This window comes from Lactobacillus sp. W8172, from assembly GCF_016102055.1.
GTDB classification, from domain to species: Bacteria; Bacillota; Bacilli; order Lactobacillales; family Lactobacillaceae; genus Lactobacillus; species Lactobacillus apis_A.
On record NZ_JACFPG010000001.1, the window covers coordinates 242419 to 269066 of the forward strand.

The window sequence follows — 26648 nt, forward strand, 5'->3', positions numbered from 1 at the left end:
ACTTTTAGAGCCTCTTCTTTGACATCACTGCTTGATAAAAGTAGATTTAACTTAAAGAGTTAATTAAATTGATGTAAAAAGAAGTGGGGGCTAATTATTTTGAACGATATGAATATGAGCAAGCAAGGTAAAAATAAAAGTGCTCAGTCTGGGACAAAAATGCACCACTCATCAATGCAAATGAGTGGTGGCAACATGATGATGCACGGAAATCAGATGATGGACATGGGAAATCTAAAACAAAAATTTTGGATTTCTCTAGTGCTTGCATTACCGATACTGTTTCTATCACCAGCAATGGGAATTAGTTTGCCTTTTCAATTTTCTTTTAACGGTTCTGAATGGATAGTAGCTCTTTTTGCAACTATCCTATTCTTTTATGGTGGCGAACCATTTTTAAAAGGTGCTTTTTATGAGTTAAAAGCAAAAAGACCTGAAATGATGACCTTAATCTCCCTTGGCATTGTTACGGCGTATGTTTATAGTATCTATGCTTTTGTTGAAAACAATATCTTACATAATCAAAATCAGGTAATGGACTTTTTCTGGGAATTGGCAACCCTAATTTTAATTATGTTATTAGGTCATTGGATTGAAATGTCTTCCATGATGAGTGCAAATAGTTCAGTAAATGACCTAGCTAAATTATTACCAGATAAGGTCCATCTTCAAGATAATGGTCAGACAAAAGATGTTTCAATTAACGATGTGCAAAAGGATGCAATTGTTTTAGTTAAACCAGGTGAGAGCGTACCGTTAGACGGAATTGTCATTGACGGCTCCAGTGATGTTAATGAATCCTTGGTTACAGGTGAATCACAAAGTGTAATACGTAAAGTTAATGATAAAGTAATCGGTGGTTCAATTAATGGTTCTGGCACAATTGTCGTTAAAGTATCTAGTTCAGCTAACTCTGGTTTTTTGGCAAACGTAAACAAGTTAGTTCAGTCATCGCAAATGAATAAATCTAATTTGCAGAATTTAGCAGATCGCGTGTCCGGTTGGTTGTTTTATGCAGCACTAATTATTGGTGTCATTGCTCTAATTGTCTGGACTAGTTTAAAAGGAATAAGTAACGGACTGGAGCGGATGGTTACAGTCCTAGTCATTGCCTGCCCACATGCATTAGGTTTAGCTATTCCTCTTGTAAATGCAAAAAGCATGTCAATTGGTGCAAAAAATGGGCTGTTGATTCGAAATCGCAATGTAATTGGTATTAGTCAAAAAATTAAATATGTTGTAATGGATAAGACGGGGACACTGACTGAAGGAAAATTTCAGGTTCGTCAGTTTGATACACTAAACCAAACAATCAATAAGGAAGGTGTATTAAGATTAATTGCCTCGCTTGAACAAGATTCAACGCATCCAATTGCAAAGAGTATCTTGCAATTTGCCGATGAAAAGAAAATCAGTCTTTTACCGTTATCAAATAGCAAAACTGCTTCGGGTAAAGGTGTTACTGGAACAATTAACGGCAAGGATTATCAATTAGTCAATGAAAAAACCGCTCGTTCTTTAGTTAATAATTTTCCTAAAATATCTGCTGCTGATTATACGGTAAGCTATCTTTTGCAGGATTCCAATTTGCTCGGGTATGTTGCAGTTGGTGATCAAGTTAAGAAAACAGCAATTTCACTAATTAAAGAACTTAAAGCCCAAAACATTATTCCAGTAATGTTAACTGGTGATAATGAAAATGTTGCGGATAGTATTGCAGAAAAGCTGGGAATTACAGAAGTTTACTCAGGGCTTTTGCCAGAAGATAAACAAAAAATTATCGGAAAGTATCAAGCTAATGGCAATAAGGTAATGATGGTAGGGGATGGAATTAACGATGCTCCTAGCTTAGCAAAAGCTGATATCGGTGTAGCTATTGGTACAGGAACAGATGTTGCAATTGATTCTGCTGATGTCGTTTTGGTTAATAGTAATCCAATTGATATCATCAATTTTTTAAAGCTAGCTAAGAACACACAGAAAAAGACAGTTGAAAATTTATGGTGGGGAGCCGGCTATAACATTATAGCCTTACCACTTGCTGCTGGTGTTTTAGCTCCAATTGGAATTCTTCTCCCACCAGCAGTTGGCGCAATCTTAATGTCGCTTTCAACTGTGATTGTGGCTATCAATGCGGAAACAATCCGAATATAAAACTATTAAAAGGCATCTAAAGAAAGGTGCCTTTTGTCTTTTATTAACTTTTTAAATAATTAAAATGATAGCACTTTAATTTGAAAAATATTGAACAAAAATTAAATAACGCGTATCATAAATAGTGAGGTCGCGAAAGAAATATTTTTCAGTTAGAATAGAAATATAAGTTAAAAAGGAGAAGCAAATGAGCGAAGAAGAATACCGTGTTGAAAGTGACACTATTGGTCCTGTAAAAATTCCTAAGGACGCATTATGGGGACCCCAAACAGAAAGAAGTCGAAATAACTTTCCAAGTGGGGAACTCATGCCGCTGGCAATTATTCGTGCATTTTTAAACCTGAAAAAGGCTGCTGCTGAGTCAAATGTCGAAGTAGGCGATGAACCAGAAGAAAAAGGTGCAGCAATTGAAGATGCAGTTGATCATCTTTTACAATTAAATGATGAAGATTTGCGTAAAGATTTTCCACTTCACGTATTGCAAACAGGTTCTGGTACTCAAAGCAATATGAATGTTAATGAAGTTGTTGCCAATTTAGCTAATAAATTACACCCTGACTTAAATATTTTGCCAAACGATGATGTTAACCGTGGTCAATCCTCTAATGATACTTATCCTACTGCAATGAATATCGTAGCTGTTGAAGCACTTGATAAGTTAGAGCCAGCTATTCAGCATTTAATTGACGAACTAAAGATTAAGCAAGATAAATACTGGAAGACTGTAAAAGTAGGACGTACGCACTTGCAAGATGCAACTCCAATTACCTTTGGACAAGAAGTCTCTGGCTATATTTCTGCTCTGAAACATGACTTATCATACATTCAAGAGTTAAAACCTACTTTATATGAATTAGCAATTGGTGGTACGGCTGTTGGTACTGGACTGAATGCTGCTCCAGGTATGACAGAAAAAATTGTTGCTAAATTATCCGAAGTTTACGGTCATGAGTTCAAAGTTAAGACCAACAAATTCTGGGGTTTAGCTCATCATTCTGGTATTGATGTTGTTCATGGAGCATTAAAGACTCTAGCAGCAGATATGTTTAAAATCGCGCAAGATATTCGCTTTTTAGCCTCGGGTCCAAGAGCTGCTTACCATGAATTAAATATTCCTGCTAACGAACCAGGTTCTTCAATTATGCCTGGTAAAGTTAACCCAACTCAAGCTGAAGCAGTGACTATGGCAGCTGCTAAAGTTTTTGGTAATGACACAACAATTACTTTCGCTGCTTCACAAGGAAACTTCGAAATGAATGTCTTTAAAACCGTCATGATTGCTGCCTTTTTGGATTCATGCGATATTTTGACAGGTACAATTGAAGGCTTTGCCGATAAGATGATTTCTGGTTTAACAGTTAACTCAGAAAAGATGGATGAATTACTAGAAAATTCATTGATGACAGTTACTGCATTGTCACCTCATATTGGTTATCATGCTGCAGCTAAGATTGCACAAGCTGCAGATAAAGAAGGAACAACGCTTAAAGAAGCAGCTTTGAAGAGTGGCGAGTTAACAGAAGAACAATACGATCAATGGATGGATTACATGCAAATGACTAATATTGATCGAACAGAACCAGAAGATTAAACTTACAGGAGGAATTTGATGGCTAAATTTGTTTTTACACCCAATGATAGTTCTGAGATTGCCAATGATTACGATGCTGTAATTATTGGCGCGGGTGGAGCAGGACTTACTGCTGCAATTCAAGCAAATGAATTAGGATTAAAAGTGGCCGTTTTTGAGAAAAACGCAGAGCTTGGCGGTAACACTAATCGGGCTTCGTCCGGAATGAATGCTTCTGAAAGTCTTGTTCAAATCAATGAAGGTATCATTGATAACAAAGAAGATTTTTACGAGGAAACGCTAAAGGGTGGTGGACGCTTGAATGATCCAGAACTACTTCGCTATTTTGTTGATCACTCTGCTTTAGCAATTGATTGGTTAAGTGATCATGGAATTGAATTAACTAATCTGACAATTACAGGTGGAATGAGTAAAAAGAGAGCTCATCGTCCCGCTTCAATGGCTCCAGTAGGTAATTATCTTGTATCAGGTGCGCTTGAACAGATTCAAAAAGAAAATATTCCTGTGTTTAACAATACTAAAGTGACGAAACTGATCCGTGCTGATAAGCAAAGAGTTACTGGTGTTGAAGTTGAAACACCTGCGGGTACTAAAACAGTAAGTGCTAAGGCAATTTTACTAGCAAGTGGTGGTTTTGGTTCTTCTAAAGAGCTTATCAAAAAGTATCGTCCTGATTTGGTTGATTTTAAAACTACTAATCAGCCTGGAGCAACAGGCGATGGCTTAAAACTAGCTGAAGAAGTTGATGCACAGCTTGAACAAATGGACTTTATTCAAGTTCATCCAACTGCACAGACCGACACTGATCACGTGTATTTAATTGGTGAAGGCTTACGTGGTGAAGGAGCAATTTTGGTTAATAAATCTGGTAAAAGGTTTGTTAACGAAATGAATACTAGAAAAATTGTTTCCAATGCAATAAATGATTTGCATGAAGGAGGAGCATATCTAATATTTGATCAAGGCATCAGAGAAAACTTTACTGCAGTCGAATTTTATGATCATGTTGGTCTGGTTAGCCATGGAAACACATTACAAGAAGTTGCGCAAGCAATTGATGTTGATGGTGATAATCTTCAGGCAACTGTCGATACTTGGAATGATGCTATTAATCAAAAGAATGACGCTCAATTTGGCAGAACTACTGGAATGGATCGCTCAATTACCAAGGGACCTTTCTTTGCTATTCACATTAATCCTGCCATTCACTACACCATGGGCGGAATTCATATCACGCCGAAGACTGAGGTCTTAGATACTGACGGTAATGTGATTTCGGGCCTATATGCAGCTGGTGAAGTTTCCGGTGGGCTTCATGGTAATAACCGAATTGGTGGAAATTCAATTGCTGAAACAGTAATTTTTGGCCGTCAAGCAGGTATGCAGATGACTGATTACGTAAGAAATAATAAATAGTTTATTTAAACCAAAAAGTGCTTAGCCTAGTGCTAAGCATTTTTTACGAAGTTAGCTCTATACATCATATTTTGTAAAGAGCTATATAATATACATATTTGAGAGGAATACAAGTTATGTCGAGAAAAGTTTTACTAGTTGGTGATGGAGCAGTCGGTTCAACTTTTGCCAACGACCTTTTGCAAAATACTCAAGTTGATGAATTAGTGATAACAGACGTGGTTAAAGAAAAACCAATTGGAGATGCAATGGATCTTGAGGATATTACTCCATTTGTTGGTTCATGTAATATTCATGCAGGCGAATATACTGATGCAAAGGATGCAGATGTTGTAGTTATTACAGCCGGTGTACCACGAAAACCAGGTGAAACTAGGTTAGATTTAGTCAATAAGAATGTTAAGATTTTAAAGAGCATCGTTCAACCCATTGTGGAATCTGGTTTTGATGGTATATTTGTTGTTTCTGCGAATCCTGTTGATATATTGACCACCATAACGCAAAGGCTTTCCGGCTTTCCTAAGAATAAAGTTATTGGTACAGGTACTTCACTAGACTCAGCTCGACTAAAAGTTGAGTTGGCAAAAAGACTGAATTTATCTGTCAAAGAAATTACTTCTATTGTGCTGGGAGAACATGGTGACACCTCATTTGAGAATTTTGACGAAACGGTTGTTGATGGTAAACCATTATCCAAATTTAGTGAACTGACTTCGTCAGATTTATGTAATATTGAAAGTTACATTCGTCAAAAAGGTGGGGAAATTATCAAAAACAAAGGGGCAACTTTTTATGGCATAGCAATGATGCTAGCGAAAATTGTTGGTGCTATTTTGGAAAATAAGGCAATTGTTTTACCTTTATCAGCGCCAATAAATGGTGAGTATGGTATTAAACATGATTTGTATTTGGGAACTCCTGCAGTGATTGATGGTACTGGAATTAGTAGCGTAATTGAAACCAAACTATCTGAAAGAGAATTAGCAAAAATGGTCGATTCTGCTGATAGAATGCAGAAAATTTTAGATGGTATTGAACTATACTAATACAGCTGATCATGAAACGTAAGTAAAAACTTTTAATGCAGGAAAATGATTAAAAGTTAAACAAAAAAGTGGGGACAAGCATCGCTGTCCCCACTTTTGTTATAATGACTGGCTAAAAGGCTTCAACTAAAGCTTTTATTTTTACGTAAAACTTGTTCAGCGATTCCACTATTGGTTATCAGATGCGTAATCATGTCGCCTCTGAGTGCTCCAAGAAGTGCATCTTCTTTGAAATGGTTTTTTACGATGATAAAGCGATTAGGTACCTGCATTAAAGTATCTAAGTTAATGCCGCAAATATGTGGTTCAATTGGTTTGTAAAAGTTACCATTAATGTCATAGGGACGACCGAAAACAATTCCCGCAACTTGATGACTATCAACATTTTGCAAGACACTTTTAGCATAATTGTCCATAAAAAACTCGTTAGATTCAAGCGATTGCATAGTTCCAAGGCTTGCACAAACCATGTCAAGTTGGTCAAACATTTCTTCGGCGTGGACATAAAATGGTTCTTTCTTTAATTCTGTTACTGTACTTGTATTAACAGAATAAAGTGGCGCAGGAAAAGTCAGACATTTAGCATTAAATTTGTCTGCAGCTTCCTGCACCAATTGGTTTTTCCTTTTGCCTGCATTGACAGCTTGACCTAGAAGCTGCACGAACGTTAAATCCTCACGATTAGCTTCAGAAAAGTCGTTAATAACTTCGCGTAAAAGTGCACCCCACGTTAAACCAACTACATGCGCAGATTTTGTATAATTTTGAATTTGCTTTGCAGCATAGCTAACAATTACTTCATTATCTTGGTTTTTGGTTTCCAGATCTTCTAGGATGTAAACTTCCTTTAGATTGAATTGCTTGCGAAATTCACTTTCCAGTTTTTGCGATCTCTTTGGTGTTTGCGCAATACTAATTTTTACAATGCCCTTGTTTCTTGCGTCTTCAAGTGACTTTGTAATCAAATAACGCGATAAGTTATATTTCTCTGATATATCTGCAATATTCATTTGACTTAAAAAATAGTCATGTGCAATATTAGCAAGCTGTTCATCTGTTAATAATGTCATTTTTAGATTCCTCATCTTTGATCTTATTTTTAAATTATATTCGAAAAAAGCGCTTCATTCTACATTAAAAACAGGATTTAGCTTAAAATAACAATTTAAAAAATCACTTTTAATATTCTTATTTTCTATTCGAGTATATCACAGAAGGTTCCGTCAGTAATTTTCTGTAAATCGTTTGGATTTAAAAAAACACTCCTGCCTATTTTTCCACTTGAAACAGCAATTTCTGTTTCTTTTTCCATACTTGAATCAAGAAAAATTGGAAAATGCTGATTAAAATGGATTCCAATTGGCGTATTGGCACCGTGAACATACCCGGTAGTTTTCACAAGATCCTTTAAAGGAAGCAATTCGCATTTTTTGTTACCTGAATTTTTAGCTAGCTTTTTCATGCTTAAATACTCAGTAACAGGAATAACACCAACTAGAGGACCGGTCTTATTGCCTGAACAGACAATTGTCTTATAGACCAAATGTTCATTCTCGTTTAAAATAGATGTATCCATTTGCGCTACACCACCAGAATCTTCTTGTGTAGCAAATTTTGCTGGACGATAAGATATATTGTTGCGTTCAAGTATTTTTTCTACTAACGTTTTTTCAATATTATTTTTCTTCTTAGACATAATTATCACCTTAGTTAAATATTAGCATTGATGAGGGTGGTTGAAAAAGGGAGTTTAGTCATGAAATTATTAGTTATAAAAATAGAAACAAGTCATGAAGTTGAAGATGCGCTTACTGTCTTTAGTCAAGACGAATTGAACTGCCTAGGCACTGAAACACGTAAACGCTCTGATTTTGAAAATGCAGGTGAGCAGAAAGATTCAACCATTGTACAACTTGATGAAATTGAAAACTTGCCTGAGGATTTAGAGTTCTTTTCATATTTTAATGAAGATGCGGACCGCGATGGTTTAATTGAAAGTTATCAAGCTAAATTAACGGAGTTAAAGTCTTATGGTTTAGACATAGGCTTAAATCAAATCAGTTCTTCTTATATTGAAGACAAAGACTGGAATACGGTTTGGCAAAAATTCTATCATGTAATCAATTTTTCGCGTCACTTGGCAATTGTTCCAGAATGGGAAAATTATCAACCAAAATTTCCTGATCAAAAATTAATCAATTTGGACCCAGGCTTGGCTTTTGGTACAGGCGGACATAAAACTACTCAGCTAGCAATGATGGGGCTAGAACGTGCGCTTATTGAGCCTAAGAGTGTGATTGATGTTGGAACTGGATCTGGAATTTTAGCAATTGCTGCTTCACTTCTTGGCGCAAACAAAGTTGAAGCAACAGACATTTCAGATGAGGCAGTTACATCAGCACAGGCTAATATTGCACTTAATCACATAGGTAATATTGAGGTTAGAAAAGCAAGTTTATTAAAAGACGTTCATGGAAAATTTGATATTATTGTTGCTAATATTTTAGCGGAAATTTTGCTCGACTTAATCCCGCAATTAGATGAACACTTGAATGAAAATGGGCAAGTAATTTTTTCCGGGATAGATTATTTACAATTAGATAAAATCAAAGACGCACTTATTAAAAACGGCTTCCACATTGTTCTAACAATGCAACAGGATCGTTGGGTTGGATTAGTAATCGAGCGTATCGAAAAATAAAAGTTAAATTTAGATAAAAAGTACTATAATATTTAATTAAGTTAAGTAAGGAAAAAGAATTGATCGATAAATTAGAACAAATAGCACTAATTAAAAAATTGAATCAACATAAACCGATGCCGATTATTTGGTGGACATGCTTAGTACTTGTTTTGCCTCTCTTATGTAGTTTATTAGGAATTCAAACAATTTGGCGTGTAGGTTTATTATTTTGTGTTTTTAATTGCGTGGTCAGCTATCAAGTAGGAAAATTAATTAAAACACTTACCCTGAAGCCATATTGGCTGCTTTTTTTACCAATTTGTTTTTGTTTACTAGTATTATTAAAGTATGCAAAATACAATCTGTTATTTGGACTAATTTATCTAATTTTTGAAGTCTTTGGCTTGATGGACAGACAAATCTATAAATAGAAGGGGTGGATTCGATGTCAAAATACGTTGAAATGACGCATGAACAGGTAATTGATGCCTGTAAAAAATATCTCGATGATGAGCAGATTGCTTTTATCGAAGAGGCGTATCAATTTGCGAAGAAAGCGCACGCAAATCAGAAACGTGCTTCTGGACAACCGTATATTGTCCATCCAACTCAGGTAGCTGGTACATTAGCTAATTTAGGTCTTGATCCTGATACAATCGCTGCAGGTTTTTTACATGACACTGTTGAAGACACAGATGTAACTAATGATGAATTAAAAGAAAAATTCGGAAAAGACGTTGCTTTTATTGTTGACGGTGTGACCAAGCTAAATAAATACGAGTACAAGTCTCACCAAGAGTTTTTGGCCGAAAATCACCGAAAGATGTTAATCGCAATGGCTAAAGATATTCGTGTAATTATGGTTAAACTAGCCGATCGTTTACACAATATGCATACGCTTGAGCATTTAAGACCTGATAAGCAACGGCGTATTGCTTCAGAAACGATGGACATTTATGCGCCACTTGCTGATCGTTTGGGTATTGGAACAATTAAATGGGAACTTGAAGACTTGAGTTTTCACTATTTAAATCCTAAGGAATATTACCGTATCGTTAATTTGATGAGTTTAAAACGAAGTGAACGCGAAAACTATATCAATGACACGATAAATACCTTGAAAAGTAGTTTAGATAGCTTAGGAATCAAGTATGACATTCAAGGACGTCCAAAACACATTTATTCCATTTATAAAAAAATGGTTAATAAGCATAAGGATTTCAATGAAATCTATGACTTACTAGCTGTGCGCGTTATCGTGGATACTGTCAAAGATTGTTATGCTGTTCTGGGTGCAGTTCACACTAAATGGAAGCCAATGCCAGGACGCTTTAAAGACTACATTGCCGTACCTAAGGTTAACGGCTACCAGTCACTCCATACCACAATTATTGGGCCTGGTGGGCGTCCACTTGAAATTCAGATTAGAACTGAGCAAATGCATGAAGTTGCTGAATACGGTGTTGCCGCACACTGGGCATATAAACGTGGCAACTTTAACGGAGTTGAGCAAACCGATTCTAATGAAAAGCTTGACATGGTGCGTGAAATTCTTGAGCTTAAAGATGAAACTCAAGATGCCAGCGAATTCATGAAAAGTGTTAAGAGCGAGATTTTTTCTGATCGTGTTTATGTTTTCACACCAAAAGGTGAGGTATACGAATTACCAAAAGGTTCTGTAACTCTAGATTTTGCCTATGAAATCCACACCCAAGTTGGTAGTCATGCTGTTGGCGCTAAAGTTAACGGCAAACTTGTTCCACTTGATTACAAATTGAAAAACGGCGACGTCATTGACATCATGACTCAGTCCAATGCCAGCCCTTCACGTGACTGGATTGATCTTGTAAAAACATCTCGTGCACGTAATAAGATTAGACGCTACTTTAGAAACCTTGACCGGGAAAATAGTATCGAACAAGGCGAGCAAATGGTAGCCGACAATTTGCGTGAGCAAGGTTTTGCCCCTAAAGAATTTATGGATAAGGAACATATCGATAAATTATTGGAAGACATGAACTATCACATGGCCGATGAAATGTACGCTTCTATTGGATTTGGTGATCTTTCGGCAATCAGTGTCGTCAACCGGTTGACTGCTGATATTCGGCATGAAAATGAGCGAAAACGACAAAAAGAGCTTGAAGAAGAAATTTTAAATTCCGGTCAAAAGGCAGTTTCAGAGTCAAATGCCAAAAATAGTTCCGCGACAATGAAAATCAAGCATAAAAATGGTGTGATGATTCAAGGAATCAGTGACCTAATGCTTCATTTAGCCAAATGCTGTAATCCGGTTCCAGGAGACGACATAGTTGGTTACGTTACTAAAGGACGTGGAGTTACTATCCACCGAAGTGATTGCCGCAACATTGCAAATAATAAAGATAGTCAAGGGCGCCTAATTGAAGTTGAATGGGAAAACGTAGAAGAAAGTAGCGCACAATCATTTAACGCAAATATTGAAGTTTTTGGCTATAATCGCAGCAAATTACTTAGTGATGTGATTACAATGCTAAACTCATTGACTCCAAATATTAATAATCTTTCTGGTAAAGTGAATGAGGACAACATTGCCCATATTTATGCTACAGTTGCGGTTAATAACTCAGCTAAGTTAGATCGTATTTTAGCCAAATTACGCGACATTCCAGATGTTTATGAAACTAGAAGGGCAGATAATTAATGCGAGTTGTAATTCAAAGAGTTAATCATGCAGATGTTAAAATTGACGGAGAATCCGTTGGTAAAATTGAAAAAGGTCTTCTTTTACTCGTTGGCCTAAAAGAAGGAGATAACCTAGAAACAGTCAAAAAAGCAGCTGCTAAAATCTCTAAAATGCGTATTTTTGAAGATGAGAATGGCAAAACAAATTTAGGCATTAAAGACGTTGACGGTAAAGTTTTGAGTGTTAGTCAATTTACTTTACTTGCGGATACCAAAAAAGGAAATCGTCCGAGCTTTATTGAAGCTATGCGACCGCCAAAATCCAAAGAACTTTGGGAAGCTTTTAACCAAGAACTTGAAGATAATGGTTTAGAAGTTGCAACCGGAGAATTTGGTGCAGATATGAAAGTAAGCCTTGAAAACGATGGTCCGTTCACTATTGTTTTAGATTTATAAGAAGTTCAACCTAAATCTAGTTGACATTTTTACAGCAAAAATATATTCTTAAAAAAGAATTATCAATGACAAAGACTGAAGATTAGCATTTTTATTGACAGAGACCGTGGATTGAGCTGAAAAAACGGATAAAAGCTAACTGTGACCCCTTTACCAGATAATAAATCGTTTCGCGAGCGTTATTCGCAGCAGGTAAAAGGTGGTACCGTGCTAACTCAGAGCGCCCTTGATTTTATTCAAGGGCGCTTTTTTTATTAGAAGGATGATTAAATGAAAGTACAAAAGCCGAAAGGAACAGTTGATATTCTGCCAGACCAATCTGGTTCTTGGGAAAAAGTAGAGCAAATCCTGCGTGATTTTTTTAAACAGGCAAATTACCGTGAAATTCGTACACCTAGTTTTGAAAACTACGAAGTTTTTTCTCGTTCGAGTGGTGAAACCTCCGATGTAGTTGAAAAAGAAATGTATGACTTTAATGATAAAGGTGGGAGACATATTGCCTTAAGACCAGAGGGAACTGCCGGTGTAGTTAGAGCTTACGTCGAAGATAAGCTTTATGCACCCGAGGTTGTTAAACCGCTTAATGTTTACTATATTGAGTCAACATTCCGCTATGAACGACCACAAGCAGGACGTCAGCGTGAGTTTCATCAAATTGGTATTGAAAGCTTTGGCTCCGACAATTCATTGGCAGATGTTGAAACAATTGTATTAGCTCATGATTTGCTAGCTAAATTAGGTGTGAAGAATTATGAATTGCACCTTAACACACTAGGCAATGAAGAAGTTCGTCAAAATTATCACGATGCTCTTGTTAACTATTTTGAACCATTAAGAGATCAATTATCTGATGATTCAAAAAGAAGATTGGAGAAAAACCCTCTTAGAATTCTAGATTCAAAAGATGAGCAAGATCAACAATTTTTGGATGACGCTCCTAAGATCATCGACTATCTCAACGATGAGGCAAAGGAAAACTTTGACAAAATTCTGGCAATGCTGGATCAGTTAGGCATCAAGTATGTAATTGATAATGATCTAGTACGTGGGCTTGATTATTATACTGGCGTGATTTTTGAATTCATGGTTGAGGACAAGAGTATTTGGCAATCTAAATCAACAATTTTGGGTGGCGGTCGCTATAACCACCTAGTTGAAGAATTCGATGGCCCTGCTACACCAGCTGTTGGTTTTGGTATAGGCGAAGAGAGACTAATGCTTGTACTTCAAAAGCAAAATCCAGCACTATTTACTGATGAAGGAATTGACTTTTTCATTACTAATATTGGTGAAGGGACTGAAATTAAGACAGTAGAAATTGCACGTGCACTACGCAAGCAAGGCTTTAAAGTGCAATACGATGTTGACCAAAAGAAGCTTAAAGCTCAGTTTAAAAAGGCTGATCGAGTTCACGCTAAATATGTAATTACCCTTGGCGAAAAGGAAGTTGAAAACGGAGCTTTGAATATTAAACGCCTACAAGATGGTAAAACACTAGATTTAAAGTTTAGTGATATTGAGAACATGCAAGAAAATATAGCAAAATTAAAGGACTAATATAAATAATGGAAAAAAGAACAAATTACTGTGGCAACATTACCGCTGACTATTTAAACCAAGAAGTTAATCTTTATGGCTGGGTTCAACGCGTTCGGAACTTGGGTAGCCTTGTTTTCATTGATTTACGTGATCGGGAAGGAATTGTTCAAGTTGTTGTTAACCATGATTCTGGTAAAGAATTAATGGAAGCAGCAGACTCACTTGGTAACGAATACGTTATTCAAGTTAAGGGTAAAGTGGTTAAGCGCTCCAGTGTTAATCCCGAAATGAAAACTGGTGAAGTTGAAGTTGATGCCAGTGAGATCATCGTTTTAAACAAGTCGCAAAACCCACCATTTGAAATTAAGGATAATATTGAAGTAAGCGAACAAACTAGATTAAAGTATCGTTACTTAGATTTGCGTCGTCCTAACTTACAATCAGCAATTATTTTGCGGGCAAAAATCTTACAAGCTACCCACGAGTATTTCGATCAAAACGGATTTATTAATATTGAGACTCCTGTATTAGGTAAGTCTTCTCCTGAAGGGGCACGTGATTATTTAGTTCCTTCACGAATTTATCCTGGAAGTTTTTACGCTCTACCTCAATCACCACAATTATTCAAGCAACTGTTAATGGGTGCAGGTTTTGATAAGTATTACCAACTAGCAAGATGTTTCCGTGACGAAGATTTACGAGGAGATCGTCAACCTGAATTTACCCAAATTGATATGGAAACTTCATTTACTGATGAGCAACAAGTACAGGATTATACTGAGGGCTTGCTCAAAAAGATTATGAAAGATGTTATGGGAATTGATTTGAAGACTCCAATTGACCGTATTTCATGGACTGACGCAATGAATAATTATGGTACTGATAAACCTGACATTCGCTTTGGTATGTTAATTCATGATTTAAGTCCTATTTTTAAAGATAGTGACTTTAAGGTCTTTTCAGGTGCAATCGCTGATGGCGGCTTTGTTAAGGGAATAGCTGTTAAAAATGGTGCGCAGGCATATTCGCGTAAGCAAATTGAAAAGAAACAAGATTACATCAAACGCTTCCATGCTAAAGGTCTAGCTTGGGTTAAATTTGAAGATGGCGAATTTTCTGGTCCAATTGCACGCTTCTTGAATGATGAAAATCAGAGTGCATTAATTAAGGAATTTGGCCTTGAAGGTGGAGAGCTTCTTGTCTTCGTAGCTGATAAGTGGAAGGTTTGTTGTGACTCACTTGACCACTTGCGTCGTGAGTTTGCTAAAGAAACAGATATTATTCCTAAGCATGAGTTTGATTTTGTCTGGGTTGTTGACTGGCCATTATTTGAATATGATGAAGGAATTGGTAGATGGATTGCTGCTCACCATCCATTTACGATGCCTGACGATGAGGGTATTGAACTACTTGACACGGATCCACATAAGGCACATGCGCGTAGTTACGATATCGTAATGAATGGTGATGAACTTGGTGGAGGTTCAATCCGTATCCATAAGCGTTCAATCCAAGAAAAAATGTTTAAAGCACTGGGCTTTACTAAGAAGCGTGCCTATGAACAATTTGGCTACTTACTTGAAGCCCTAGACATGGGATTTCCTCCACATGCTGGTTTAGCAATTGGATTAGATCGTTTTGCAATGCTACTTGCCGAAAAAGATAATATTCGTGATGTACTTGCTTTCCCTAAGAATGCAAATGCTTCTGAGCCAATGATGCATGCACCAGCACCTGTAGCCGAACAGCAGTTAACTGACTTAGGTGTTAAGGTAGAAGATCAGTACCGTGAAGCTGCTGCCCAAATTGATGCCAAGTTGCAAGAACAAGCACTTAAAGACTATGCATCCCATTCAACTTGGGAAGAATAAAGATTAATGAAAAGCATGAAAATGTACTTCATGCTTTTTTGTTACTAAAAAAGAAGGATTAGATTAATGACTGAAAAATATCATCGTGCTTTTGGGTGTTACGGCATTATTGGTAATAAAAAGGACTTAGTTGTAATAAAGAAATTAGGAGGACCCTATATTAATCGCTATGACTTACCCGGTGGTAGTCTTGAAGATGGGGAAGAATTAAACCATGCCCTTGTTCGTGAGGTGAAGGAAGAAACAGGATTGAGTGTTTTAGATTTTCACCAAATTGGAGTAACTTCATTCAGATATCCATGGGATTACGAAAAATGGCATTTCAATCAACATATTTGTGTTTTTTATGAAGTAACTAAAACTGATGGTAGTTTAGCAGCAGAAGTTGACCAGTTTGAAGGTCAAGATGCATTGGGTGCAGTCAGAGTAAGTCTAGATCAGCTTAACTTGGAAAACTCTTCGCCATTAGTATTGAAGGCTAAAGAATACTTACTTAAAAGAAATTCGTTTAGTCTAGCAGATCAAACATTTAAAAAATGGTCAATACTTAAAAAAGCTGTTTTTTAAAGCAAAAAAATCAACTTGCTAATGAAGTGATCTCCAAAATTTAGGACAAATTTAATTTGCACTTTTATTCCTTAATAAGCATGCCTTTTTCACCTAATTTTACTTGTATTGAAATCAAGAAATCTTGTGTTTGCAACAATATATAATTATTAAACCAAAATAAACTATAAATTGCGGACTATTTAACAAAATGATAAAATTTTTTATATGAATTATTTAGAGAGAATACAGGACATACTGAGTTATGAGTCAGCAGAAGAAGATATTTATTCATCCTGCAACAAAGATTGTAATTAGATGGTCTTTCTAAGAATATCATAGTTGATTATGTCGATAGTGGACCGGAAGTTTTTAAACTTTTTGGTAACTATAAATACTATATTGCAAGTGCTATAACAAAAATATCTGAATTTAAAATAGAGGTAAAATAACTATGAAAATAAATAAAGTTTTAGTTACGGGTGGAACAGGATATATAGGCTCCCATACAGTTTTAAGACTGTTGGAATGTGGTTATGAAGTTACAGTTATAGAAAATTTGAGCAACTCTAGCGTTGAAGTATTAGATAGTATTAAGAAACTAACGAAAAAAACTGTAAAGTTTTATAGAGTTAATTTGTTAAATAAAGCAGAACTAGAAAATGTATTTGCTGAAAATAAATTCGATGCAGTAATTCATCTTGCTGCATACAAAGCCGTTGGTGAGTCAGTAAAAAATCCGTTAATGTATTATGATAATAACTTGATTAGTACATTGAATGTATTGAGCTTAATGAAAGAATTTAATATCGATAATTTTGTATTTGCTTCATCAGCAACTGTATATGGAGACCCTAAAAAAATTCCTATTACAGAAGATGAAGCGATAAAGCCTGAAAGCCCTTATGCTAATACCAAGGCTATAATTGAAAGTATTATGAAAGATTTGTCAAAAGAAAAACTAAATTCAATTAGTTTACGCTTTTTCAATCCTTTAGGTGCTCATCCAAGTGGAGAAATTGGGGAAGAGCCTAGTGGAATTCCAAAAAATTTAGCTCCTTTTATTGCTCAAGTTGCTATTGGAAAAATTGAAAAATTGAAAGTATTTGGAAATGATTATCCTACCAAAGATGGCACTTGTATTAGAGACTATTTGCATGTAATGGATTTAGCGGAAGCATTTGTGTGTGCACTTCGAAAATTAGATGAATCTCCTAATGGTTATGAGGCTTTCAATATAGGCAGTGGGTCAGGATATAGCGTATTTGATATTGTTCACGCGTTTGAAAAGTGTACTGGTAAAAAAATAAACTATGAAATTATCGGAAGAAGACCAGGGGATGTTCCAGAGTTAAGAGCTGATTCTAAAAAAGCCAATCATTTATTAAAGTGGCAGCAAACAAAGAATTTAGATGAAATGTGTAGAGACACATGGAAATGGCAATCAAGCCATCCTAATGGCTATGAAAGTAAATAACTATGATTGAATCAAATGTAGATTTTGATAATTTAAAATGGTAAAGTAACAAAATAAAAACTGTGAATTGACGACTTATCCATTATGAATAGCGGAAATGGACAGAATGTCTCTAGCTTTGTTAAAAAATACAGAATAAGCAAATATGGGGTATTGTAACAGATGAAAAATTTAATACGTCTGTTAAATTTTGGATTGTAGGATTGTTATTTCCTATAATGACTTCAAAAATGCCGCAAGAATTTGCATTTGCTATTTTAAGGGTAATTTGTTTTACAAGCGTCATATTTGTTCCTGAAACTAAAAAGGCTATACGCTGAAACAAATTGAATCGGAAACCTCAAAATTTCACTACTAATGTTTGAGAAGCTGACCAAGTTACTTTTAAAATAAACTGCATAGAATTTGATATATTCCTAAATCAAAGACAAGCTCAATATTATAATTGAAGACTAACACCTGATATTCAGATTGTGTTAGTCTTTTTAGTTTTATCTTAAATCCCTAATTACTTTAAATATGACGAAGAAAACGCTCGCTAGCCCTTTATCTTGCTCAAAACGATCATTTTCCTAATTGATTAATGCTTCACATTTGTTATGAGGCGTTACATTTTTGAGTTTAACATCATGATATCCATTTTTACAGCACAATTAGCCAACGCTTAAGGGATTTCTCTATGAATCGCTGTGTGGTTTGATTGATATTATCATAATAAGTTGCTCCTCAAGGTCACCAGAATTAAAATTAATCAAAACTAAAAGGACTAACTTCGATTGAATATCGGAGTTAGTCCTCAGTTAACAGCTAATATAAAGTGTCCTAATTTTAGGGTTCACATCATTAGCAAGTTGCCTTTTTTACTTCAAATACTTTAAATTATCTAAGAAAGCTAAAGCCGCATTGTAATTTGGTTCGTTAGTCATTTCTTGAACGAGTTCTTGATAAATAACTTTCTGATTAGCATCAACAATCCAAATACTTCTAGAATCAACGCCAGTCGACTCAATGTATAGCCCCATCTTCTTACCAAAATCAAGCTGGTCATCTGATAATAGTTCCATTTTAGCAACACTTTCAGTAGCACACCAATCCTTTTGCTCCACAGGGCTGTTTGTTGAAACAGTATAGAAATCAACATCTTCATACTTATCAACTTCACCGTTGAAGCGCTTAGTTGAAATGCTGCAGACGCTAGTGTTAATATTTGGCACAACACTAATTAAAGTTGGTTTGATAATTAAATCAGCCATCTTAACTACTGATTCATCAGTTTTTTTTACTTTAAAATCAGGTAGTGTTTCGCCAACAACAGGTGGTTGACCATTAGTTGTTAATGGTTCATTTTTCATTGTAATCTTCATTAAAAATCTCCCCTAAGCAAATAACATAACACTAATTATTTTAACTTAAAGAAGAAGAGATCCTCAAGCAATATGCTTATTATTTATTTAAAAAATCCTGCACATAATCGGTAATTCTGTCAACTGCTGTTCGCAGATGTTCTTCAGAAGAGGCATAGGAGAGACGAACATAGCCTTCGCCGCCTTCACCAAAATAGCTTCCCGGAACAACACCAACTTTTGCTTTATTTGCCAAATCAGTTGCAAACGCGACATCATCTGAACCAAAATGTTCAGGAATTTTGGCAAAAATGTAGAAAGCACCTTCAGGTGTTGCCATTGTAAAGCCATTTTTTTCAAGACCCGTTTGAATGATGTGAAGACGCTTTTCGTAAATTGCGCGTGCTTCTTCATAGTCTTGCTCACCATCTTCTAATGCTTTGGCAGCTGCAATCTGTACGTTATCTGTTACAGAAGTAATTAAGAAGGAACTTACTTTAACAACTGTCTTCATAATTTCGGCTGGACCAGCAATATAGCCAATTCTCCAGCCAGTCATTGCGAAGCTCTTTGACAAACCGGAGAGTAGAATGGTACGTTCAGGAATAATCTGAGCAAGTGAATAGTGCTTCTTGTCGTTATAGGTTAATTCTGCATATATTTCGTCACTAAGTGCAAATAAATTGTAATCAGTAATAACCTGGGCCAACTGCTCAAGTTCTTCTTTATCATATACTCGGCCAGTTGGATTTGAAGGATCTGTCAGCACGATTGCCTTAGCACCTTTTCCTTCATTATTCATTACTCGCTTTAAATGATTAGCAGTCAAAATGAAATTGTCTTCTGAGGTTTCAACTTCAATTGGAATACCACCAGCCATTTTAATAATTCCAAAATAAACGCCCCAAACGGGTGTTGGAACAATTACCTTGTCGCCAGGGTTAAGTACGGACATCAATGCAACATTCAGTGCTGCTGTAACTCCGACTGTAGCACAAATTTCATCAGCTGGATTATAGTAAACATCTAAACTGTCTTTCAGATAGTCACTTACAGCGTTTAAATACTCTTTTTTACCAGCCTCAGGTGCATAGTGTGAGTCATCATTTTTTATGTCTTCAATCGCGGCTCGTTTTATGCGTTCGGGTGTTTGAAGATCTGGCTCACCGACAGTCAGTTTAATAATTCCTGGAATCTGTGAAATTTTATTGCTGAAGGCACGAATTTCTGATTTTGGAATTTCATTAATCTTTTTGTTAATTGTATTGGATAAACTTTTTGCTAAAGTTGGCATAAAAACGAACCTTTCTTAATTTTTTTATTCAGATACAATTATAACCTAGTATCGTTCGAGGGAAAGTATAAATTAGTATTAATTTATTAAGCTTTATGACTGGTTATTAAAAGAAACTTTGTTATAGTTGATTTAGAAGGTGAGAAAATGGATCAAGAAAAGAAAAACGAAAGACTAAAAAAACTGTCAAAAGACCAATTTGAAGTTACCCAACACGCCGCAACTGATTATCCTTTTAAGGGCAAGTACGATGATTTCTATCAAAAGGGCATTTACGTTGATGTTGTTTCGGGAGAACCTCTGTTTTCTAGTGAAGATAAATATGACGCTGGTTGTGGTTGGCCAAGTTTTACAAAGCCAATAAAAAAATTAGTTTACAATCGCGATCAGTCGCTAGGCATGGAACGTACAGAAGTAAAGAGTCCAGACGCTGACTCCCATTTAGGACACGTATTCAATGATGGGCCAATCGACCAAGGTGGCTTGAGGTACTGTATTAATTCATCAGCTTTAACTTTTATTCCTTATAATGAACTTGAAGAAAAAGGATATGGTGAATACAAGAAGCTTTTTTAATAAAAAGGCAATAAAAAACTGCATTTCAATTATTGAAGTGCAGTTTTTAGTTTAAACAATTTCTTGTTCCTTAAAGCTTCCATATACTTTTTCTACTTCAGTAACACTCATGAAAGCATAGGGATCACTTTTCTTAACGATTTGTAAAACGTCGTACATATCGTAACGATCAATGACTGTAATCAAAACTTTTTTCTCAATATGACTATAGGCTCCTTCAACATCATGAAAAATTGTGATCCCACGGTGCATCTTTTCCTGAATACCATCAATAATTGCCTGAGGCTGATCAGTGACAATTGTAACTTGCAATTTTTGATGTTGGGTATAAATTGCATCTATTACTCGTCCGTTGATAAAAATTGTCAAAGCAGAATATAAGGCGCGATTCCAGCCAAAAGCAAAGCCCGCCGCAGCAATAATAATTAAATTGATCATAATACTAACCTTACCGTAACTTGCACCGGTTTTTTTCCGAATCACAATGCCAATAATATCTAGTCCACCAGTTGAAATCCCGTTCTTTAGTGCAAATCCGGTTCCCATACCATTGATCATACCACCAAAAAGTGCACAAACTAATGGGTCAACATGCATATCTATTGGATGAATTACACGCATCATAATCGAGCCCAAGATGACTGTGATTATTGTAAACAAGGTGAATTTATGACCTATTTTAAGCCATGCAATTAAAAGTATTGGTAAGTTTAACGCAAAGTACATTACAGACGTTGATAAAGTGAAGGGTAAAAAACGTGAACTCAGCGTATTAATCAACTGTGCAAAACCAGTAATTCCCGATGAATACATATGGCCAGGCTGCCAAAAGAAATTTAAGGCAATTGCAACTGCTAATGAATAGAAAAAAGAAGCGGAGATTTTGGAAAGTAGGCTGTAACGCCTATTGAAAGTATCTAGTTTGTCCATTAAATTTTGAGTCCTTTATAGTTTATTTCATAATCTAGCAACATCAATTCGGTCATAATATCAGTTTCAGCAATTAATTTTAACAAAAAAGCAACCAGGTTTTAGACTGATTGCTTGATAAATGCAAAATTGCTTTTAGCTTAAGCTCACTGAACTTTATCTAAAACTGTTGCATTTTATACTAACACTATTATTACTTAAAATGATCTCAATTTCTAAAATTTTAAAATTAATCTTGCCAATGTTCTTTTATAAAGGCATCACGACCACCGGATTCTTCTAGTTGGTATCTAAGTGGATCTTTTTTATAGAAGTCTTGGTGATATTCTTCAGCTGGGTAAAAGGGACAAGCAGGTTCAATACTTGTGACAATCGGTTCAGAGAATTTACCACTATTTTGTAAATCAGCCTTGGATTTTTCAGCTGCCTCTTTTTGCGCAGGAGAATTATAAAAAATTACCGGACGATAATTATCACCACGATCTTGAAATTGACCGGAAGCATCAGTAGGATCAGTTACTTGCCAATAGTATTGTAGTAATTGATCATATGGCATAGTTTCAGGATCAAAAGTAATCTGTACCGCTTCAGTATGTCCAGTAGTTCCAGAGCAAACTTCTTCATATGTTGGATTAGCAACGTGGCCACCGGTATAGCCAGAAACAACTTTTTTGATTCCAGGTAAGGAGTCGAATGGTTTTACCATACACCAAAAGCAACCACCAGCAAATATTGCTGTATCAAAGCCGTGATTATCAGATTGTTTGTTAGTCATATGTCCACACTTTCTTTTTAAAAAGCACTTAAATTGATAATTAGACTAATTGTATTTCAAGGGGCAATAGTCCGCAACCAATACGGTTTACGTAAGAATTCAAAATAGCTTCAATATTAATTAGTCTTCGATACCCAAGTGGTCTAAAATTAAAGCAGCAGTTTCTTCTATTGATCGATGGGCAACATTGATGACAAAGCAGCCCAATTTGTCGTAGAGCTTTTGAGCAGAGTCAAGCTCAGCCTTAATTGCATCAGTATTTGAATAAGTAGTGTCTGGGTTTAAGCCATAAGAAATCATTCGTTGACGTCTAATTTCGTTTAGAACAGATAAATCATTTGTGAGACCGATGATTTTCTTTGGATCTACCTGATATATTTCTTTAGGAATATGAGTGTCAGGAACTAAAGGAAGATTAGCAACTTTCAAATTTTTATTTGCTAAGAACAGGGAAAGTGGGGTTTTAGAGGTTCTTGAAACGCCTAGTAGCACAACGTCAGCTTCCAAAAATCCTTTCGGATCTTTACCATCATCGTACATAACTGCAAATTCCATCGCAGAAATACGATCAAAGTATTTTTGGTTCATTTTATGTTGCGCACCAACTTTCATTTGTGGACGAAGTCCGGTAACCTTTTGGATTGCTTCGACAGCAGGAGAAAGAATATCGATGCTCTCAATATGATGTTCACGTACAAACCTAATAACTGGGATCTGCATTTCATCTTTTACTAAACTGTAGATGAGAATTAGATTTGGATATTGCTCAATTTCTTTAAATGTTTCTTCAAGCTTTTCCTTGCTAATAATAAATGGGTATCTACGATAGTTGATTTCTGCATCAGGGAATTGTGCTGCAGCAGCAACTGCATTATTAAACGCTGTATCTCCCGCAGAATCGGAAATAATTACTATGTTAACTTCTTTTTTTGGTGTATTTTCAGCCATTATTTGCTCCTTTTTTATTTTAATTATACATTTTAATAAAAATCTTTTACAGATTTAGTAGAAAAAAATAAGAAATCGCAAAAAATATTACTCTTTTGTATTGACCGTGGAGGATGGTTTGATATAATTGATATAAATGTATGGCGGTAACGTCAAGAAATGGAAGGAGGGATCACATATGGCCAAGACAGTCGTTCACGAAAACGAGTCTATTGATGATGCTCTTCGTCGTTTCAAACGTTCCGTTTCAAGAAGTGGTACTTTGCAAGAATACCGTAAACGTGAGTTTTATGAAAAACCTAGTGTCCGCAGAAAGCTGAAATCTGAAGCAGCTCGGAAGCGTAAGCATTATTAATAACCAAAAACTTCTATCAAGTTGATAGAAGTTTTTTTGTGCCACAAATACTAGTTTTATTGCTAATTTGCTAATCATTACTTATAGAATTTGGTATAATTTAGCTATACTTTTTAGAAAGAGGGAGTTTACTTTGAGTTTATCTGAACAAATAATGTCTGACATGAAAGAAGCAATGAAATCTCGCGATAAGATTAAATTGAATACCGTAAGAATGATTAAGTCTGCTTTAATGAACGAAAAGATTAAGGTTGGTCATGATCTTACTCCAGATGAAGAACTAACAGTTCTCAACCGTGAGAAAAAACAACGTGAAGAATCAATCGAAGACTTTACAAAAGCTAAACGTGAAGATTTAGCTGAAGATACTAAGAAAGAACTTGCTGTTGTTGAAAGCTATATGCCAAAGCAACTTTCAAAAGAAGAACTTGAGGACCTTGTTACTGAAGCAATTAAAGAAGCAGGTGCAACAAGTAAATCTGAATTTGGCAAAGTAATGAAAGTGCTCATGCCAAAAATTAAGGGTAAAGCTGATGGTAAAGTAGCTTCTGACGCAGTTCGCAATCACCTTAACTAAAGAAAAGGAGCAATTATTTGGCTCAAACTACTTTTATTCCTAAAAATGCTGAAAATATTCAAAAACTTGTAGGGGTTAATGATAGAAACTTAAGCATACTGGCCGAAGGATACGATGCAACAATTGTTGATACCGGAAATCAAATCGTGATTGAAGGCAATGACGATAGTATTAAAAAGACGCTGGCTGTTTTGAAAGCTCTTGACAACATCGTTAGTGCTAATATTAATATTAGTGCTCCAGATGTTGTTAGTGCAATGAAAATGGCTGAAAAAGGCACAATTGAGTATTTCCCTGATCTTTATAAACAAATTCTAATTCGTGATGCTAAAGGTAAACCGATTAGAATCAAAAATATGGGACAGAAACAATATGTTGAAGCGATTGAAAAAAATGACGTTGTTTTTGGTATCGGTCCAGCTGGTACTGGAAAGACTTTTTTGGCAGTTGTTTGCGCAGTAGCAGCTTTCAAAAAGGGTGAAGTGTCTAAGATTGTTCTTACTAGACCTGCCGTTGAAGCAGGGGAGTCACTTGGCTTTTTGCCTGGTGATTTGAAAGAAAAAGTTGACCCGTATTTGCGTCCAATCTATGATTCTCTCTACTCAATTTTGGGAACGAATACAACAGATCATTTGATGGAGCGTGGGGTAATTGAAGTTGCACCTTTAGCTTACATGCGTGGCCGTACATTAGATGATGCTTTCGTAATTTTGGATGAAGCACAAAACACGACTGACGCACAAATGAAAATGTTTCTAACTAGACTTGGCTTTAATTCAAAAATGATTGTTAACGGCGACATGACACAGGTTGATTTACCTGGTCGTCAACGCAGTGGCTTAATTGATGCGCAACATATCTTAAAGAATATTAGTCAGATTAAGTTTATTCATTTCTCAGCTAATGACGTCGTAAGACATCCAGTTGTCGCTAAAATTATCAGTGCTTATGAAAAGGAAGAAGAAAAACATTGATTACACCAATCGATATTACCTATAACGATGAGGTTGGCTTTTTAAAAGATAGTGATGAAAATTGGGAAGATTGGATTTCTCAGCTTTTGTTACTTGCAAAAAATGAAATTAGCAAAGACACCAATTTAGAAATGAGTATTAATTTTGTTGACGAAAAGCGTAGCCAAGAAATTAATAAAAAATATCGTGGAAAAGATCGCCCAACAGATGTAATTTCATTTGCCATTGAAGATGGTGGCGATAATTTGGATTTGGCTATTTTCAGCGATGATCCTGAATTTCGCGAAGACATCGGTGATCTTTTTATGTGTCCTAGTGTAATCAAGCGTCATAGTGAAGAATATGGCACGGGCTGGTATCGTGAATTTGGCTATACACTTGTTCATGGCTTTTTACATCTTAATGGTTATGACCATATCGATCCAGCGGAAGCAAAAGAAATGTTTGGCATTCAGGGCAAAGTTTTGGAAACTTATGGTTTGCCATTATACCCTGATCAATTGGATGAAGGCAGAGGTAAATAATGTCTCAAGAAACAAAAAATAAATCAGGTTTTGTAGCTCTAGTTGGGCGACCAAACGTTGGAAAATCGACTTTGATGAACTATTTAGTTGGTCAAAAGGTGGCAATTACTTCTAATAAGCCGCAAACAACCAGAAATAAAATCTCCGGTATATATACTACTGATGATATGCAGGTTGTCTTTGTTGATACACCAGGAATTTTTAAGCCACATTTAGAACTTGACGACTACATGGATAAGGCAAGTTTTTCAAGCCTAAAAGATGTTGACCTGATCTTATTTATGGTGGAACCAGAAAAAATGGGACGTGGTGATGAGTATATTATCGAGCAACTTAAAAAAGTAAATGTTCCAATTCTTCTACTTATAAATAAGGTTGATCAGGTTAATCCTAATGAACTTTTGCCAATAATTGATGAGTATCACAAACTTGATGTTTTCAAAGAGTTTTTACCAATATCTGCTACTCAAGGCGTCGGAATTGCTGACTTGATCGAAGTACTGCGCGAATATTTGCCTGAAGGGCCAGATTATTATGATCCCGAACAAATTACAGATCGTCCTGAGTACTTCATGGTTGCTGAACTGATTCGTGAGCAAATTTTAAAATTAACTGCTGAAGAAGTTCCACATGCAGCTGCTGTTTGGGTTGAACGAATGAATCAACATGAAAATAACAAGCTACAAATTGAAGCAACTATTTATGTTGAAAAAAGTGGACAAAAAGGCATCATCATTGGTAAGGGTGGTGCCATGTTAAAACAGATTGGCATCAAGTCTCGCAAACAAATTGAAGAACTCCTAGGTGAAAAAGTCAATCTTAAGTTATGGGTGAAAGTTCAGCGAAACTGGCGCTCTGATCCAAGATTTTTGAAGCAAATCGGTTATAATTCCAAGGATCTTTCGTAAA

24 protein-coding genes are annotated in these 26648 nt (G+C 35.8%); 17 read left to right on the forward strand and 7 right to left on the reverse strand.

All coding sequences use genetic code 11. The features are described from left to right. The first annotated feature begins 108 nt into the window (after positions 1-108). From H3R21_RS01150 to H3R21_RS01165, 4 genes are all read left to right on the forward strand, one after another. Positions 109-2154, forward strand: coding sequence for a copper-translocating P-type ATPase (locus H3R21_RS01150; protein WP_198183049.1), 2046 nt, complete (start codon positions 109-111; stop codon positions 2152-2154). Between the two features lie 187 nt (positions 2155-2341). After that, the gene (locus H3R21_RS01155) at positions 2342-3745 is read left to right on the forward strand and encodes a class II fumarate hydratase (RefSeq protein ID WP_198182418.1); all 1404 of its coding nucleotides are present in this window, start codon (positions 2342-2344) and stop codon (positions 3743-3745) included. Positions 3746-3763: 18 nt separating this feature from the next. Next, a complete protein-coding gene (locus H3R21_RS01160; protein ID WP_198182421.1) occupies positions 3764-5161 on the forward strand; it encodes a flavocytochrome c in 1398 nt (465 codons plus the stop codon). 116 nt (positions 5162-5277) lie between these two features. Next, on the forward strand, positions 5278-6207 hold the full coding sequence (locus H3R21_RS01165; protein ID WP_046306973.1) for an L-lactate dehydrogenase: 930 nt from the start codon (positions 5278-5280) through the stop codon (positions 6205-6207). Positions 6208-6329: 122 nt separating this feature from the next. Here H3R21_RS01165 and H3R21_RS01170 read toward each other — a convergent pair whose 3' ends face one another. Next, on the reverse strand, positions 6330-7277 hold the full coding sequence (locus H3R21_RS01170) for a sugar-binding transcriptional regulator (RefSeq protein WP_198182423.1): 948 nt from the start codon (positions 7275-7277) through the stop codon (positions 6330-6332). A 125-nt stretch (positions 7278-7402) separates the two neighbouring features. Beyond that, a complete protein-coding gene (locus H3R21_RS01175) occupies positions 7403-7903 on the reverse strand; it encodes an aminoacyl-tRNA deacylase (RefSeq protein WP_198182425.1) in 501 nt (166 codons plus the stop codon). Positions 7904-7963: 60 nt separating this feature from the next. On the opposite strand from H3R21_RS01175, the gene prmA reads away from it, so the two are divergent. The 7 genes from prmA (at position 7964) to galE (ending at position 17443) form a co-directional block, all read left to right on the forward strand. After that, on the forward strand, positions 7964-8908 hold the full coding sequence (gene prmA, locus H3R21_RS01180) for a 50S ribosomal protein L11 methyltransferase (protein WP_198182427.1): 945 nt from the start codon (positions 7964-7966) through the stop codon (positions 8906-8908). Between the two features lie 427 nt (positions 8909-9335). After that, on the forward strand, positions 9336-11573 hold the full coding sequence (locus tag H3R21_RS01185; protein ID WP_198182429.1) for a bifunctional (p)ppGpp synthetase/guanosine-3',5'-bis(diphosphate) 3'-pyrophosphohydrolase: 2238 nt from the start codon (positions 9336-9338) through the stop codon (positions 11571-11573). Then, the gene (dtd, locus tag H3R21_RS01190) at positions 11573-12010 is read left to right on the forward strand and encodes a D-aminoacyl-tRNA deacylase (protein WP_198182431.1); all 438 of its coding nucleotides are present in this window, start codon (positions 11573-11575) and stop codon (positions 12008-12010) included. Before H3R21_RS01185 ends, dtd begins: the two co-directional genes overlap by 1 nt. A gap of 270 nt (positions 12011-12280) precedes the next feature. After that, the gene (hisS, locus tag H3R21_RS01195; RefSeq protein WP_198182433.1) at positions 12281-13567 is read left to right on the forward strand and encodes a histidine--tRNA ligase; all 1287 of its coding nucleotides are present in this window, start codon (positions 12281-12283) and stop codon (positions 13565-13567) included. Positions 13568-13575: 8 nt separating this feature from the next. Further along, positions 13576-15420, forward strand: coding sequence for an aspartate--tRNA ligase (gene aspS / locus H3R21_RS01200; protein WP_198182435.1), 1845 nt, complete (start codon positions 13576-13578; stop codon positions 15418-15420). A gap of 66 nt (positions 15421-15486) precedes the next feature. Beyond that, entirely contained in the window at positions 15487-15987 is a 501-nt protein-coding gene (locus H3R21_RS01205) for an NUDIX hydrolase (protein WP_198182437.1), read from the forward strand. 433 nt (positions 15988-16420) lie between these two features. Next, positions 16421-17443, forward strand: coding sequence for a UDP-glucose 4-epimerase GalE (gene galE / locus H3R21_RS01210; RefSeq protein ID WP_198182439.1), 1023 nt, complete (start codon positions 16421-16423; stop codon positions 17441-17443). 860 nt (positions 17444-18303) lie between these two features. On the opposite strand, the gene tpx is transcribed toward galE, so the two are convergent. Together tpx and H3R21_RS01220 are read right to left on the reverse strand one after the other, a co-directional pair. Continuing rightward, positions 18304-18807, reverse strand: coding sequence for a thiol peroxidase (gene tpx / locus H3R21_RS01215; protein ID WP_046306957.1), 504 nt, complete (start codon positions 18805-18807; stop codon positions 18304-18306). Positions 18808-18886: 79 nt separating this feature from the next. Further along, positions 18887-20080 (reverse strand): aminotransferase class I/II-fold pyridoxal phosphate-dependent enzyme, encoded by a 1194-nt coding sequence (locus H3R21_RS01220; RefSeq protein ID WP_198182441.1) that lies wholly within the window; start codon positions 20078-20080, stop codon positions 18887-18889. A gap of 147 nt (positions 20081-20227) precedes the next feature. On the opposite strand from H3R21_RS01220, the gene msrB reads away from it, so the two are divergent. Further along, the gene (gene msrB / locus H3R21_RS01225) at positions 20228-20656 is read left to right on the forward strand and encodes a peptide-methionine (R)-S-oxide reductase MsrB (RefSeq protein ID WP_198182443.1); all 429 of its coding nucleotides are present in this window, start codon (positions 20228-20230) and stop codon (positions 20654-20656) included. 51 nt (positions 20657-20707) lie between these two features. On the opposite strand, the gene H3R21_RS01230 is transcribed toward msrB, so the two are convergent. The 3 genes from H3R21_RS01230 to H3R21_RS01240 all read right to left on the reverse strand — a co-directional run bounded on the left by H3R21_RS01230 (position 20708) and on the right by H3R21_RS01240 (position 23309). After that, positions 20708-21586 (reverse strand): YitT family protein, encoded by an 879-nt coding sequence (locus H3R21_RS01230; RefSeq protein WP_198182445.1) that lies wholly within the window; start codon positions 21584-21586, stop codon positions 20708-20710. A 229-nt stretch (positions 21587-21815) separates the two neighbouring features. Then, positions 21816-22361, reverse strand: a complete 546-nt coding sequence (gene msrA / locus H3R21_RS01235; RefSeq protein ID WP_198182448.1) for a peptide-methionine (S)-S-oxide reductase MsrA — start codon at positions 22359-22361, stop codon at positions 21816-21818. A 120-nt stretch (positions 22362-22481) separates the two neighbouring features. Further along, positions 22482-23309 (reverse strand): pyruvate, water dikinase regulatory protein, encoded by an 828-nt coding sequence (locus H3R21_RS01240; RefSeq protein WP_046306951.1) that lies wholly within the window; start codon positions 23307-23309, stop codon positions 22482-22484. A gap of 178 nt (positions 23310-23487) precedes the next feature. On the opposite strand from H3R21_RS01240, the gene rpsU reads away from it, so the two are divergent. The 5 genes from rpsU (at position 23488) to era (ending at position 26647) form a co-directional block, all read left to right on the forward strand. After that, positions 23488-23664 carry a 30S ribosomal protein S21 gene (gene rpsU, locus H3R21_RS01245; protein ID WP_046306945.1) on the forward strand — a complete coding sequence of 59 codons (177 nt, stop codon included), beginning with the start codon at positions 23488-23490 and terminating at the stop codon, positions 23662-23664. 133 nt (positions 23665-23797) lie between these two features. After that, the gene (locus H3R21_RS01250) at positions 23798-24241 is read left to right on the forward strand and encodes a GatB/YqeY domain-containing protein (RefSeq protein WP_198182450.1); all 444 of its coding nucleotides are present in this window, start codon (positions 23798-23800) and stop codon (positions 24239-24241) included. A 17-nt stretch (positions 24242-24258) separates the two neighbouring features. Continuing rightward, the gene (locus H3R21_RS01255; RefSeq protein ID WP_198182452.1) at positions 24259-25215 is read left to right on the forward strand and encodes a PhoH family protein; all 957 of its coding nucleotides are present in this window, start codon (positions 24259-24261) and stop codon (positions 25213-25215) included. Then, positions 25215-25739: an rRNA maturation RNase YbeY gene (gene ybeY / locus H3R21_RS01260; protein WP_198183051.1), complete on the forward strand. Its 525-nt coding sequence runs from the start codon at positions 25215-25217 to the stop codon at positions 25737-25739. The genes H3R21_RS01255 and ybeY overlap by 1 nt, the downstream gene beginning before the upstream one ends. Further along, positions 25739-26647, forward strand: coding sequence for a GTPase Era (gene era / locus H3R21_RS01265; RefSeq protein WP_198182454.1), 909 nt, complete (start codon positions 25739-25741; stop codon positions 26645-26647). Before ybeY ends, era begins: the two co-directional genes overlap by 1 nt. Position 26648 lies beyond the last annotated feature (1 nt).